Origin of the sequence: Halocatena salina, from assembly GCF_023115355.1 — an archaeon.
Classification (GTDB): Archaea; Halobacteriota; Halobacteria; order Halobacteriales; family Haloarculaceae; genus Halocatena; species Halocatena salina.
On sequence record NZ_CP096020.1, the window covers coordinates 212,266 to 227,232 of the forward strand.

General features: G+C 52.4%; 11 protein-coding genes and 3 pseudogenes. 10 read left to right on the forward strand and 4 right to left on the reverse strand.

Annotation, left to right across the window (positions count from 1 at the left end):
- Positions 1-202 precede the first annotated feature (202 nt).
- Positions 203-367 (reverse strand): hypothetical protein, encoded by a 165-nt coding sequence (locus MW046_RS13880; RefSeq protein WP_247995172.1) that lies wholly within the window; start codon positions 365-367, stop codon positions 203-205.
- A 314-nt stretch (positions 368-681) separates the two neighbouring features.
- Here MW046_RS13880 and MW046_RS13885 point away from each other — a divergent pair.
- From MW046_RS13885 to MW046_RS13925, 9 genes and pseudogenes are all read left to right on the forward strand, one after another.
- Positions 682-1,005: pseudogene (locus MW046_RS13885) on the forward strand (MFS transporter); the annotation flags it as partial.
- A 524-nt stretch (positions 1,006-1,529) separates the two neighbouring features.
- A pseudogene (locus tag MW046_RS13890) lies at positions 1,530-1,857 on the forward strand (ferredoxin--nitrite reductase); the annotation flags it as partial.
- Positions 1,858-2,282: 425 nt separating this feature from the next.
- Positions 2,283-2,522: a hypothetical protein gene (locus tag MW046_RS13895; RefSeq protein WP_247995173.1), complete on the forward strand. Its 240-nt coding sequence runs from the start codon at positions 2,283-2,285 to the stop codon at positions 2,520-2,522.
- Between the two features lies 1 nt (position 2,523).
- Complete coding sequence (locus tag MW046_RS13900; protein WP_247995174.1) at positions 2,524-4,254, forward strand: NAD+ synthase; 1,731 nt, start codon at positions 2,524-2,526, stop codon at positions 4,252-4,254.
- Between the two features lie 166 nt (positions 4,255-4,420).
- Positions 4,421-4,636 (forward strand): annotated as a pseudogene (locus tag MW046_RS13905) (MFS transporter); the annotation flags it as partial.
- A 2-nt stretch (positions 4,637-4,638) separates the two neighbouring features.
- The gene (locus MW046_RS13910; RefSeq protein ID WP_247995175.1) at positions 4,639-4,890 is read left to right on the forward strand and encodes a hypothetical protein; all 252 of its coding nucleotides are present in this window, start codon (positions 4,639-4,641) and stop codon (positions 4,888-4,890) included.
- 290 nt (positions 4,891-5,180) lie between these two features.
- Positions 5,181-6,923, forward strand: coding sequence for a transposase (locus MW046_RS13915; protein WP_247995176.1), 1,743 nt, complete (start codon positions 5,181-5,183; stop codon positions 6,921-6,923).
- Positions 6,924-7,323: 400 nt separating this feature from the next.
- Complete coding sequence (locus MW046_RS13920; protein ID WP_247995177.1) at positions 7,324-7,581, forward strand: hypothetical protein; 258 nt, start codon at positions 7,324-7,326, stop codon at positions 7,579-7,581.
- Between the two features lie 886 nt (positions 7,582-8,467).
- Entirely contained in the window at positions 8,468-8,875 is a 408-nt protein-coding gene (locus tag MW046_RS13925; protein WP_247995178.1) for a hypothetical protein, read from the forward strand.
- Between the two features lie 239 nt (positions 8,876-9,114).
- Here the strand turns inward: MW046_RS13925 and MW046_RS13930 are convergent, their stop codons facing one another.
- A complete protein-coding gene (locus MW046_RS13930) occupies positions 9,115-9,444 on the reverse strand; it encodes a hypothetical protein (protein ID WP_247995179.1) in 330 nt (109 codons plus the stop codon).
- Positions 9,445-9,662: 218 nt separating this feature from the next.
- On the opposite strand from MW046_RS13930, the gene MW046_RS13935 reads away from it, so the two are divergent.
- Positions 9,663-10,817, forward strand: coding sequence for a hypothetical protein (locus MW046_RS13935; protein ID WP_247995180.1), 1,155 nt, complete (start codon positions 9,663-9,665; stop codon positions 10,815-10,817).
- Positions 10,818-11,080: 263 nt separating this feature from the next.
- On the opposite strand, the gene MW046_RS13940 is transcribed toward MW046_RS13935, so the two are convergent.
- The gene (locus MW046_RS13940) at positions 11,081-11,956 is read right to left on the reverse strand and encodes a hypothetical protein (RefSeq protein ID WP_247995181.1); all 876 of its coding nucleotides are present in this window, start codon (positions 11,954-11,956) and stop codon (positions 11,081-11,083) included.
- Positions 11,957-12,508: 552 nt separating this feature from the next.
- The gene (grpE, locus tag MW046_RS13945; protein WP_282190240.1) at positions 12,509-14,416 is read right to left on the reverse strand and encodes a nucleotide exchange factor GrpE; all 1,908 of its coding nucleotides are present in this window, start codon (positions 14,414-14,416) and stop codon (positions 12,509-12,511) included.
- Positions 14,417-14,967: the final 551 nt, after the last annotated feature.

Sequence of the window (14,967 nt, forward strand, 5' to 3'; positions counted from 1 at the left end):
TTTGAGATCTCAAATCCTACAAACCGATAGAACATTAATATCTTGAGCGAACAGCGGTTGCTACCACTGTGACCGACACGTTTCACTGATAGATTTGCACCAATCGTCTCGGCGACGAATGTGGTGCGCTGATAGCGCTCCCCCGACTGGTGTTCAGCATACGATAGACGCCGAACTCACTCCCGCAGTCGACGACCCCGCTCTAGCGGGGGCAATCATCCTCCACGCCCAGAGGCTCTGTGAGACCGCCGATCATCTCTCGCGGGTACTTTCTGAGGTTTCGATTCCCGCGGAGGGACTCACCGACGATCGCCAACAACACAAGGTGACCTTCAGCACCGAGTCGATGGCCTGGATCTACCTCCACCAGACGATCTACAACCTCGCCCAAAGCGAAGTCGCAGCTCGCTTTGAGACCTGCGCTGGTGAAAGGACTGAGCCTAGAGAGGCCGCCCACTCAACAGATACATCTCCTACGCCAGGGAGCAGTTCAGTGAGCAGACTAAGCGCACGCTCAACGCCGCTACAAGGGGAATCGCTCGTGAGGTCCTTGACTACGATGTTACCTCCGACGCACTCCTCCCTATCAACCTGGATGAAGAGGAAATTACCACCGAGAAGGATGAGCAAGCATGTCTCGCGCACACGTGTGCGAGCACGGTAGCAAAGTCGTCGAACTCGCTCGTCGGCATGGGGTGCGCTATGGCCGAGGGGTCCATCTTTGCGCAGGTACCGGTATTGTTCCCCAATAGCTCCGGTGCCGTCGCGGGCGTCGTTGGGGGTATTGGGACTGTGGGTGGAATCGTCTATCCGCTGGTATATTCGGCCTCGATCCTTCCGAACCTGCATCTGGGGTACTCTATCGTTGCTGTTACGATGCTTCCCATCGTGTTACTGACGGCATGGGTGTTCCAGCCAACGGTTGCACGCGTCGCGACCGAAGCCGGCTTTGTCGGTGAAAGCGGGCAGCCAGAGACGGAACCAGTATCTAGCAGGAACGACTGACAGAGGCCCAGTGGTTCTCATGAGAGAGGTTTATCCAGTGAACACGATACCGGCAATGCAGAACTGAACAGCGACACAGTACCTGTAGCAACGGAAACGGCGACTGTTTGTAGCGGTCCCTGTTGTGGCGTCATCGTGTGCCGCGATGTTTCTGCTGAGTCCAGACCCCCCAGCCGTGCTGGATCAACTCTCGATCAGCACCATCCTTGATCCAGCGTATGCATATGATAGATAAATCGACACTAAGATCTGGATTCATGTAACCCAAACATAGGCAATGGAGCCAGCTCTCTAGCGAGTTGGTGTCACCCGCTCACGCCTCGTCTTGCGGTTTACTGACTAGCACCGAATCGACTAAACACATAATACGTCCACTAGCCGGTATTATGTTGGACAGACGCATGGCCTATTACCAGTATTGTTAGTTTACCCAATGGATGGTATTCCACTTCGAATACATAAAATACAGAATGAGTTAAGCAATATAAAACATATGGCAGAGATAAGAACACGAGCAACCGTATCTGTGGAGGTCTAACTATAGTGCACAAGACAGGGAAATTAAAGACAAACTGTACGGTGACGCGGTCCGGGAGACACTTAAGGCGTTTGCTGAGCGAGGCTGGACATCTATTTCCGAGGACAAACGCGAAGAGTGGTTTTTATAGTTCAAGTTCTGGGGTGTGTTTCACCAGCACGGTGACAGGAATCATATTTCATGATGCGGTTAACCAACGGCGGGGGATACTGGAGCCGGGGCAACTACAGACGATTGGTGAGGTAGCTCGCGACTACGCGCAGGGACCAACTGCAAACCCTGAATTTGGCAATGGATGGATGGATCTCACGACCAGCAGTCTGTTCTGAAGATTAATCTCGAATTATGCGGGTCGCTCTATGGTGGAAAGATACATGAACTAAGGGAAATCATCAGTTTTCTATCTGATAAGTGTTCGATGTAAACAACAGTGGAGTGCCTACGAGAGTAGTCACGGCTTGATACGAGACCACCGGTTGAGCACAGCGAATTTGGGAAGGAGACAAACACTCAACTTCCGAGTAGAAGCTACATAGTAACTCCGTCACCGCCTGACGCTAATGGATTCTGCCCGCTCATACAGAAATATCGTAAATATCTACCAATACCGAATAACAATGCATAAATCTACAGAGTACAATGAAAAAGACGATGGAACAAAGAGAGATTGCCGATAAAACTTAACGATACCAAAGTAGAAGAGGCAGCACGAATAGATCTCTGTAACACGCTACTCACCATGTCAACCACCACCAAATACGACGAAGAAATGGAGCATACCCGCCCGGGGCGGGATATTGAAACGATCGATGCCATCCTCCAGAAAGTGATCGATGAGGGACGTAGCATCGAAGAAACAGCGACGGCGCTATCGGTCGAACAGGATCTCGTTGCGAGATTTGTCCGGATGCACGACGAAACGGCACACACGCGCTCGCTCCCACCAACACCGGCGACACATCGACGGGAGGAACACTGAAATGGCGACCTCAGACACCAGCACCACCGAGTCAGAGTCAACGGCATCGTATGACACCGACGCAACTCCAGCCCAACACCGCGAGCAGGGTGTTGCACTCATCCAGGAGATGGTAGAGACGGCAGGTGCGTGTGGTGTGGTTGTGAATCTGAGCGGCGGGATCGACTCTTCAACGACTGCTGCACTCGCTGTTGAGGCCGTCGGTGCAGACAACGTGTATGGACTATGTCTACCTACGCTTGCGAGCACCAACGCGAACATGCATGACGCTCACACGGTTGCAACCGAGCTAGAGATCGCCCACAACACGGTCGAACTCCAGCCCGTGCTCGATATGTTTGAAGACCGGTTCGCCCCCGAGCTATCGACGAACGGCGATCGCCACGCGATCGGCAACGTCGCATCCCGGCTGCGGATGGCGTGTGCGTACTACGTGGCCAACACCACAAATAGCCTCGTCGTGGGAACCGGAAATCGAACCGAACAGCTGCTCGGCTACTTCACCAAGCACGGCGACAGCGGTGTGGACCTCCACCCACTCGGAGACTGCTATAAAACCGATGTTCGTCGGCTCGCTCGGCTGCTTGGAATCCCCGCAGAAATCATCGAAAAACCACCGACAGCCGGGCTGTGGGCCGGCCAGACTGACGAAACCGAGCTGGGAGCATCATACCAGGTGCTCGATCCCGTCTGCCATCAACTGGTCGACGCTGGCCTCAGCGTCACAGAGGTCGCGGAGCTGCTGCATCTCGATCCCTCCACGGTTCGCCAGTACGCAGAGCGCAACGACCGAACAACCCACAAACGAACGCTTCCCACTGTCACCAGCCGACAGCTGATCGAAGACATCACTACCACGACCCCAAACACCGACCCGACAACAGCGTTCGTGGCGGGACGGGAGATGCTCTTACAGCTCCACGACGCCCTGACAGCCATCATCGAGACGGAGGTCACTGAGGCGGGTGCTTCGGGAGTCGTCGTCACCATGAGTGGTAGCGTGGATTCGAGCGTTGCAGCTGCACTTGCAGTCGCAGCCCTCGGAGCCGACCGCGTCCACGGACTGGTACTGCCCTGTGGAAAAGCCACGGAGGCAGCAACGTTCGATGCGGTGGAACTCGCTGAATCGCTCGGCATCGAGTATACGATGATGAACCTCCACCCGCTGGTCACACGCATCGAAGACGTATTGCCAGATGCACTCACCACATCGGCGACCGTCCGAACTCATGGTAATCTGGTGGCCCGAATCCGGATGCTCTGTGCATACTACGTGGCCAACACGACTGACCGGCTCGTGCTCGGCACGACCACCCGCAGCGAGTGGCTCACCGGCTATTTCACCAAACACGGCGATGGTGGCGTGGATCTCCAGCCACTGATCGGGCTATACAAGACAGAGCTCCGAGCGCTCGCCAGAACGATGGAGATCCCACCAACGATCATTGCGAAACCGCCGACAGCCGGGTTTCATATCAATCAGACTGACGAAAGCGAGCCAGGCATGGCGTACGACATGCTCGATGAACTACTTTGGTATCTCGTTGACACCGACGCAGGAATTGAGCATACAGCCAAAACGTGTGGAGTTACTCCCGAGGTAGTTGAACAGTACGCCCACAGACACATCCAAACACGGCACAAGCGTCGTCTACCTCCAACGCCAGCCACCCGCGAAACGAAACCAGCTGCTACGTTCTTCCACGAACTGGAACTGCTGTTCGGAGAGTGAACTTAGCCGGTGCTGATTAATAAATTATTAATATAAATATTTGAAAATTAACTATACAGAAATATTATCTTATAGGCATTTCTGTATATTCAGAAAATCTCAAAGAATATAGACGGGTAAACAGCACATGCCGCTGGTGAACATGCGGTCGAGAATGGAGGAAACGATGGGCTTGATCCAGATGACGAAGCACTGGACGCTGGTGTTAGCGACGGTCAGGTTCAACTTCTCGTTGCTCATCTGGTTTTCGTTTGCACCGTTCACCGGACCGATCGCCGCGGCGATCGGTCCGGCGGTGACCGCGATCGGTGTACTTGTAAGCGCGCCATTCGGGCACGTCCTGACTGGGTGGTTGTCGGATAAGTTCGGCACACCGACAGTCTGATGCTGGCGAGTACGTTCTCGACGACTTTTTCCATCACCACAGGGGTGCTCCGGGCAATCGGTGTCTACGTCAGCGACTATCTCGCCCGCAAGCAGTGCAACATCCTCCCGAATTCGCACCTGGACAACTCCGTCGTCGCTGTCTCAATGCTCCTGATCGTGGGACGGGCTGCGTGGGTATCCCAGCCATCAGTTACGCACGTCGCTACCGAAGCCAGTTTCGGCGGGGCTACACACAGACGGAGCCACTAAGCGGAGATGATTGACCGACACCCCATCAGTCCTATCCGCACCCCGCATGACGATCGATTCGTCGGAGATCATTGTTATAGCCCAAGAACAACCGATATTGCGAATACGGATCAAGAGGATGACGTGACCGATGTGGAGTTCATCGCTCACAGGTGTAAGGGGGAATCGGAAACACTACTGAGCGGACAGACCACAGTGTCTTCGTCGGCCAGCAAACGGCATGAAATGTATTGTGGAGAAATAGATCATTACCGTGTGAGCAGCTATTTATTCCCCTTCAGCCTTTTGCCATGAGTGCCACAGATGAGTCTGAACGGGTGCTTGACGATGGACTCACACGGCTCGAAACGGCGCCAACGCTCGTTGACTTCGTTCGGGAGCTGAACGTGCATCTGTTCTTTCAGGACGAAGACGACAAGCGCTTCGAAATACTCGCGTACGATGCTGTCCCAACCGTTCGTGCGCTGTTCTGCCGTGAATTCGCTGGGCTCTCGTGGAACGGCCTCTACGAGTGGCCCTCCACAGAGGACCGAGCTGTTCGGTTTGGCTTCGATCCGGCGAAGTTCGGCCCCTACAATACGGCTCCAACCCGTCAAACGCTCACGACCGCGTGGGATATCCATCTCTCAGATGAGACGAAGCGTGCGCTTCTCTCAGTGAGTGAGCGCCTCGTCGCTGCTGCGTACGAGAACGAGACCACCCTTGATCTCCGGCCCCCACGGCACGTCGACGAGACTGCGTCAGATCTCCGTGAACGATATGCCGGTGAGTTCACCACCGAGCAGATTCACAAACACGTCCGGCATGCTCGCGAGACTGTCTTCAGTGCGTTCGACTCCGGCCGGGCTGCGAATGCGACGTATCCAGACAGTCGATTCACCGAACTCCAGGCACTGATGGCGTTAGGTGGCTGTGGTACGCCCCAAGGACAATCGCGTATGGAGACGTTTTTCGGCGAGGACTACACACCGCACGGCGATACCCACCTCCGAACGGTCAAACAGTACTCCCAAGAGACGCTTCAGGCGGGGTTCGAGCGATCGATCAGGAATCTGCTCGACGCCGTGAATCATCTCCAGATTCTCCAACCACCCGTCACTGTCGCCATCGACATCACGACCTGGCCCTACCACGCCAAGGATGACCTCCCCAATGAGGTTAGCGGCATCGATGCCTCAGGAAAGCGCGCCTACAAGTTCGCGACGCTGTCATTGGTCGGCAAGAGCATGCCAATCGTCCTGGCCGTCGAACCGGTCATCGAGAGCTCCGAATGGGACGACAACGTCACCCATCAGTATCATCGCACGGTCAGACGGCTCGTGCGCCGTGCCAAACAGTTCGTGTCGATCGATCTGGTGCTTGCCGACCGTGGCTTTGAATCCGTGGAGGTCTATCAAACCCTGGACAACCTCGGTGTCACCTATCTCTTCCCCAAAGTCGAGCACGCTCCTGAACAACGGCGCATCGACCGAATGGAGCAGGAGAATGAGGACGTCGCTGTCGAACAGGCAACAGTCAGAGCCAGAAATGGGAGCCATGAGTGTCGAGGGCTGTTCGTCTCGAATGAAAACGGCGAGATACAGCCGTTCATCACGAACAAACGGATTACACCCGAGAACGCAGAGGCGTGGGTTACCCATTACGCGTATCGCTGGTGGATCGAAGCCGAATACCGCTCGATCAAACAGGAATTTCTCGCACAAACATCTTCTAAGGACCATACGCTGCGCTTGTACTACTTCGTGTTCGGTGTCCAGATGTACAACGTCTGGCGGCTCACGGATGTCCTGCTGAAAGCCACCGTCTTACGGGAGTTGACGATCGCTCCGCCAGTCCTCACTGCTGGAGAACTCGCTGATGGGTCGCGATTCATCTACAACTCGAACCTGGCTAAACAGGCTCTCTACTCTCGTGTAAGGCAGGATGCTGAGCGGCAGCTCTCGGCAAATACGACCCAGATCGATCGTTCTCACAGTATACTACTTAAATACCAATTACAATCCCAAAACGTACAGCGCGAGAATATATTTTGACCTAATATTTATAGAATCAAAATTCCAGGAGAACTTTGCGCGTTTACACTCCGAAGTTAGGGGACCCCCTAACTTCGGAAGAGGGTGTTCTGTAAACGATTTGTATCACGGCTACAAGAATGGAACTTGTGGGATAGTGCCAAGAGGAGATCGCTATCGTTATGTTACATAGTCTATAATACTGCAGTAAAGATCTCTGAGTAGTGCAATCTCTTCGGTGGTCCAGTCAGAAAGCGGTCTAAGTATTTAACGTCAGTCAGGTGGGCTTTTCATACACGCACTTGGTAAGCAGGCCTGCGAGCAACATTCCAAACTAACTCTACGACCTGCCGTTCCTCAAACTGCGCTAACTAGATGGTGGATCTCAAATATTAAGATGATTCAGATGGAAATTTGACCTATGACTTGGGAAGGTATCGGTTGGAGGGATCCGAAAGACTTCGCGATAGTTATGGGTAAAATCCTTGTAGCATTAGCTGGAGCGATGCTACTGACCGGTGTTCTGATGATGACTCTTCCGTATAGTGATTACACTCCACAAACTCCAGAGAGAGTCATAGTCGTTAGCGTGTTTTATGCCACTTGGCTGCTTTTGATGTTCAAGCTCCTGTTTGGAACGTTTATTCCCCCGGGAATGTTCAAAGCGAGTGAGGCGTAGTATTTAGTTAGTCAACCCTATTCTGTACTCTGTAACTCGAACAGAACGATGGCGTCGTGATGCTCCAGTTGGCCACCAGGGATCTGCGTTGGAACTGAAACGGTCGTACTTCCGCTCAGAGACCCCGAATTCGCACCCAATGAGGTGACAATCAGCGCATTCGATCGCGAATCGGGGAAGATGCACTGGTACTACGCAGTCGATTTAGGCCCAGCGTGATGGTGTCGCCGGTACTGGTTGATAGAGCTGTATTCTTCACAGACAGTAATATGGACGGTCTCGGACCCCTCGGCGACGTGTCCGCACAAGATAGCTAAAGCAGTGAACTGGCTGCTAGATATGTGGGCTACGAGGTGGTGTGGGTGATCTCTCGGCTGGCGCGATTAGGCAGTATCTACCAGCAGTTTTTCGAGACGTGGGAGGATGCAGCGACGACGGTGGCGATCACCGACGGCTGAGTTAAGGAGATACATCCGGCCTCAGCTAACCCTGCAAGCGCTTCTGGAAATGCTTCCCATCCGCTTTTTGAGCACAAGGACGACATTCACGTGTTGAACAAGTTCGACCAGCGGTGTGGCAGTCCCGACTCGATTGTATACATCAGCAAGCGATCGTTCCACAGTCACGCCGGTCATTCTGTACTCCGTGGAACATCTGGACTGCTCGACTATTCGTGAACTACATGAAGACTTCAGCAGAGATAGCACCGCACAGACACCGCTCATCTCTATCACTGACAACCTCGTCGATCTCGACAGAGCAATGATCCGAACCTACTGCTGGTGCGATCGTATGCAGATCCTAGTAGCACCGATCAGCATGTAGCCGTGCCGTCGGCTCGCACTATACCCACCACATTCATTTGTTATCCAATCGATCAGAGACTGTGACAACTCGGCAGTACTATTCGAACTGGTGGTACGGCATCATGATTCCTCTTTTTGGCGCGGTCGGATGGATGATCGTTATCCCATTTCTCGAGAATACGACCTATTTGGAACTGCCATTCTCTCGGATCATCTTTCTTGCCAGTGGGCTTATTATCGCCGTCACTTCTTTTCTTTCTCCCGTGTTCGTCGTCTGTCTGTGGCTCGACGCCCGAAAGCTCAGGGAGAGTGATGCCCCGTGGTCACCGAACCCGTGGCTATGGGGAACTATCGGTGGGATAGCTATGCTTGTCGGTGTTCTTCTGTCGTATCTCGGGCCGAAGATCATCGTCGCGCTCGGCTATCTGTACCGTCGCCATCGTCGCGTCGGTCTACTCGGCGACACGACCGTCGCTGAGACGGAGTGATCGAGAACTCTCGATGAAACGGTAGCATTCGGGATTTCGTCCGGGCTGGTTCGGTGTCGTGTACTTTGATAATTTGATAGCTCGGGCCGTCTCGGGGTTCGTACTGTCTGACTGGACGTTTTCTTATGTGGGTTGGAGTTCGGGTTACGAGGTGACAGCGGTGAGTTATCTCAAATCGACTTGTCTGACAATGACCACCCATCGCTGGCAGTTGCTACCTCGATTCACCGTAGATGGGATCAGCTGTCTTCATCAGGTGTTTCATCGGCCGGAACGATCTCGATGCCAGCGTCTTCAAACGCTTGAATCGCTGCCTCTAACTGTTGGTCCCCGAGCTGATAGTAGGATAATGGGACTGGTCGGACGCCCGACCTCTCTCCGTCGTCAACAATAATCCGGAGCCTCGGAGGGATCACCCGCGAGCCAGTCGTATATTCGACACGCTCGATGGCTGTACGGTCGAGTTCTGAAGCAGTTGCGATATTGTTCAGGAGCTTCGGAAGGATAGTGACAAGCGCGAAGCTTGCGATAACAACAATGAGAGCGTGCAGCTCGAGAGAGATCGGCACGAACAGCTGCCGTATCTCCCCAGCACGCAACAGAGCTGATCGTCCCCTCAACTGGAGCGCGACGGCGACCACTTACTTCGTCGGCAATGTAGTACGCGACGCTCCCGATAGGTTCCCGAGCCAGCGTTGGATTGCTCGTGAGGATGCCATACATAGTAGTCGGTACATCGGGTGAGTATGATAAATGCTCGTCCAGAACGAGTTATCAAGATCAGACTATGCAATGGGACCAATTTCAGGCCACCTATCCCGACATAGCAGGGTTGCTGCCGCAAAACTTCATGGCTACTGCCGACGATGAAAATCTACTTCGACGGGCGATCAAACACGACCGCACAGGCTATCTCACCACGCTTGATACACTCGCCCGGAAAACACCTGCCAAAGAAATTAGGAAAAATCCTCTCCGGCTGACCAGCAAAACCAATTTCAAGTCGTTCTATGTGGAAATGAAAGCCTATGTTGCCCTAAAGCACTGGGTGTTTGCCCCACATCCTGCTGATATTCGAGGGACAGAGGGTGAGCCAGATTACGAGTTCAACATCGGAGAGCTCGACATTGAGGTGGCCAGCCGGACTGCTTGGGATAAGGTAGACACCGTCAGAGTGGTGTTAGAAGATAAGCTAGAGAACACACCATATACAGCTATTGTCACGCTGAAAGACAACTTCATCAAGATCCCATACACGGGGGGCGAGATTGCTCATAATGAACAGGTGGTTGATAACATTGTGAACAAGGTTGACGATCTCAACCCATCGAATCTGCCATCCTCAATCAGCAATAACGGGTTCATAATAGAATTCGAACAAACGGGCGGCGGTGGGTCAATCTTCACGTGGGAAAGTGCTGAGGAGATTCCGTTGGATCCCCACGACAGTATTGTAGATCAGCTCAAGGATAAGGTGAAAAAACAACGAGGGAAGCGACCACTTTTGTTATTCTACGATGCCGATGTCTCATTCCTTGAACGAGAAGATATGCAGCGACTAGTGCATGGTACGAAATCGGCTGGGCCGAATGAGACGGTCTCAGACACAGTATATCAGCATCGTTCGATATGGGGCAACTATCTTCGAGGCCAGGGTTATATCCCGGACTCGGGAAAGACGACCTACCTGAAACAGGTCAAACCGGATGATCCGAAGTATGACTTGAAGCACGTGGGGGATTCGTGTATCTGTAATGGTGATGAGGGACTGTTCGCGGATAGCATGTTTGACCGAGTAGCCGGAATCTTGTTCATCGACAAACCAGGGTACGGCCACTTCTTACCAAATTTCTATTCCCAGAAGCTGGACTTCTACCCGTTATACCAGTGTATCTCCCAGAACATGAAAACCCGGTCAAACCAGTTCAAAGACTTGCTCTAATGGATGAACGCTTTCCATCTGAAGTCGACTAGGTGAGATGCTTAATGCATGGTCTCATAAAAGGAGATTCGCTGGGCGAATGTGGATACTGAAAGGTTATTGAGACCCTTATAATTGCTACTGTATTACCTTAGCTTTCCGTCTGATGAATATCCCATTCGCCACTGATGAACTCTTCTTATAATTTCATATTCACAATCTCTTTCTTATAGTTAGAAATATGATCGATTCGATTACGATCCTTTCTAACGTTGGACTAAGAATTAGAGATCAGATAGGGCAAGGGAAACGTAATTAAGTCCCCAATCGATTCGGTCGTATACACGCCGGGAATCAATCTCACTGGTATAGATGTTCGGCACATAGCCGACATCATTCGTCTGCAATCGAATCAGGACACCTGCGATGCCACTCAGTTCATCAGCTACAAATAACCCTTCTTCACCAGGACGGATCGCTGTGTATGAATCTGACCTAGCCGGAATCGCTCCGATTTCTTCGAGATAGTCTCCCCACTCAGAGCGAGCAGCACAAACTTCGTCTGAAACCTCGATATTAGACTCAAAGGCAAATCCATGCGGGCTGCCGATAAGAATCCAGACAACCTCTTTGATAGAGTCAATCGACTTCAGCTTACAATCAATAAAGACGACAAAGGGACGGCCTTCACGAACCTGATTCGTTTTGCTTTTCAGAATACGAGGGATTTTCTCTTCTCGATCAGGAATGATTTGTGCTATTCTCTCCCAACGGGAGATGAACCCGAAGGAACCATCCGATTTTTCGGTGAAGTCTATTTTGAGAACATCCGTCTCTATCGAACTTGGATCCTCTGGGTCTATATCCTCAATCTTCTGAAGCAGTTCTTCAACCTGACGTTCGTTTTCACTCCATTGGTTACCCGTTGACGCCTGCTTATCGAACCCGGGTTTTTGAGTGAGAATTCCGATATAGGATCGGTCATCAAAGAGATCCTCAAGTCGCCGTTTGATCCGATATTCTTCCTTAGATTCGTGGAGTCGCGTAGCATCCACGTCGATCTGGCCGCACTCGAAATCAGGTACTCCCGATGTCTCAGGAAGATCTGCTACAGCGACACTATCGCATAACCAGCGGTCGATTGCAATGTACCCCCACATCTCCGAGAGAAAAACGAATCAAACGCGTTTCGATGGTGGAGCTCACCATCATAGGATGTCCGGATGTCTTTCCACGGAGTCTGTTGCACTAGCTTGGACATATAATCGAGCGCTCTGGTGTGATCGCGTCCAACAGTGTATTTGAGGACATGGTCGGACTCGACATTGGCCCAAAATCCGGCAGGTAGTACATTTGCTAAGGTCGGGTAGTGGCTTTCGAATTGGGTAATGTCCATAGTATCGTTAGATATCGCCTCAATATATCTTGCCAGAGATAGTAATGTTTCTGCTGTTATCTACTAGGTTCCCTCACCACCCAAAGATAGAGAGGGAAGAAAGGATAAATTCCTTCCACTACGAAACCTCTACTGTGATATCAGATACATTAAGTAATTCACTCTTGATACCGAGTGGCAGATAAGGTTGGGGGCACGCGGTCGGTGATGTCGTAACGATCAGCGCATCATCCATGAACAGTCCGCGAACGTCGAGGACTGGCAGGCCACCACAGTAATACAGAGCATCGTCTCGCTCGGACCATTCTCAGACGAGTCACTTTTGACTCACGACGACACGTGCTGGTCGAAGGACCTGCTGATTCATTAGATAGCCAGGACTCTCAACAGAGATAACCGTACGTGCAGGAACGTCACTCTCGGCAGTTGCAACTACCTGATGGCGATGTGGATCAACTGTGTCGCCAGGAGCGGGAGAGAAAACCGTCACGTTCATCGTTTCGAACACATCATCGAGTTGTCTCGCTATAGCTTCGATCCCATTGTGAATGTCGCTGTTGCTAACGTGAGCGAGTGCTTGTGCGATCGAATCACGAACAGGAATGAGCTGTTTGACACACCTTTGTCTCGTCTCAGCCTGCTCGTCGGTGGGGGGATGTTCGCCTGAACCGGTGACGGATTCGCCGGGTCGTTCGGCGAGAGGAGACTGAGTGTGATCCACTTCTTCAACCGACTGACTGTGCGTCGACACTGATGAACCAGTTCTAGATGCTGGCGGTACGAGCCGTCGAACGCGCGCAATCACTTCTGGGACGACCTGACGAGTGGATTCGTGGTTGTCTCCACGTTTTTCCCGAGGAATATGCTCGCTGACCTCCTGTTCCCCCGCGCTCGCAGGAGGGATGTCTGTTAGGGTGAGTTCTCCACAGTACTCGTTTTCAGCCGCGATACTGCTCTCCCCCTGAAAAATCGGTATACGTAACGATGTTCGATCATCGATAGCTGTGACAAACATCTTTGTTTCTTTAGTCGGAATAGTAGTGTTTCTTTCAATAATCGGTTCGAATCGACCACAGTGTGTCTCAGTGCCTATTGCGCGTGTGATGAGTGAGAGATTGGCTATATCGTCGACGTCTCCGTGTATCACTCCACTTTCCACTGTTGCCCCCAGCGCAACGAGGTCTGTCCCATTAGCTGCTGGCGTAACAGGCCGTCCCACTGTCTGGGAAATAGTTCGTTGGACGTCTGGTAATCGGGAGCCCCCGCCGATGAGCAGGATGTCATCAATCGTAGCGGAATCGAAGTCACCGCTTGCAAGTACATTCGCAATCGGTTCGACAAGGCGAGCAGCAAGGTCCTGCGTGATGCGTTCGAATGTCGAACGGGATAATGTCGTCTGCAATCCCAACGACTCCGCTGATGTTGTTAGTAGTGATGGAAGCGTGATTTCCGTCTCGGATGTTTCTGACAGCTCTTTTTTCACCGTTTCAGCTGTGTGGTAGAGTCGATCAAGCGTGTAGCGGTTGTTGCGAACGGTACTAGCAGACGAGGCATCATGCTGCTCTGCGAATTCGGAGAGGAGCCACTCAACGATCGCCCAGGTCCAGTCATCACCACCGAGAGTTAGATCACCGGCTGTGGCGAGAAACTCGTAGACACCACCTCCCATTCGCATGAGTGCGACATCGAACGTCGCAGCACCAAGATCGCAGATAAGCATGAGCCGATCTGCATCATTGCCGATTGTCCAGCCGTATCCGAGTCCCGCTAAACATGCATCATCACCAACGCGAGCAAGTGCAAGATCGGCGAGTTCGCAGGCTCGATGGACTCCAGAGCGATGACGATTTGATGCCAACGAAGGCACAGCCATAACGGCTTGATCAACCGACACTTCCCGCGTGGCCTCTGTGTGTTGCGTAAGTGTACGAAGTAGCACCGCTGTCAGCGACTCAGGAGTCAGGTCGTTATCACCGAGCGTGACAGTGATGGGTTCTCCAAGATGTGGCTTGAGCATCCGAACGGAGCGATCAGGGCGGTCACGAGCGAACTGCTTCACACCTGTGCCTGCGATCGGTTCGCCATCATCAGGAAGAGCGACAGTAGATGGAATCGTGGTCACTCCGTTCTGATCGGTGATTATTTTGGGACCACTTGTCTCCATCACGCCAACAGTGCTATTCATCGCCCCAAGGTCAATCCCAAGAACCACGTCATTAGACATAACTCTGTTAGTTATACTATCCTACCGTGTCTAGTACTAGTAATTATTTCGCTTGACAGACACTGATGGTCATGGAATGAAAGTGCCTTGTCGAACGCAGGGCTGCGTCGGGGAGGGTTGATTCCTCACATTTTCGTGGCATAATAGATTTATTCTCTGCCACACTGTTGGTCTGGACGAGGAAACCATGTTGGAATCGATGGAGAGCCATCGCTGTGGGCGGCTCAGTCGCCAGCAGCGACAGCGTCGCCACTCACCTACGATATATTCTGGTCGATGATTACCGGACAAACCGGTCGTCCAGGGGCTGGTTTGCGGGGGACGGCCCGACGCATCGCGAGGGCCGTCTACGCTGCTCGACACAGTGCAAGGGTCGTCGATATAACCGACCTTCTGAGCTATGTACAGAACCGTGCGGCGTTCTTGTCAGTCTGTGATTCCCGAGACGCTCACCGCCGAATTAAAATATCGGTACGTTCTGAATCTCGTCTTGACTACCCAAGAAGCATTCAGTATATACAGTCCAGTCACTAACCATTTCCAGAATAGAA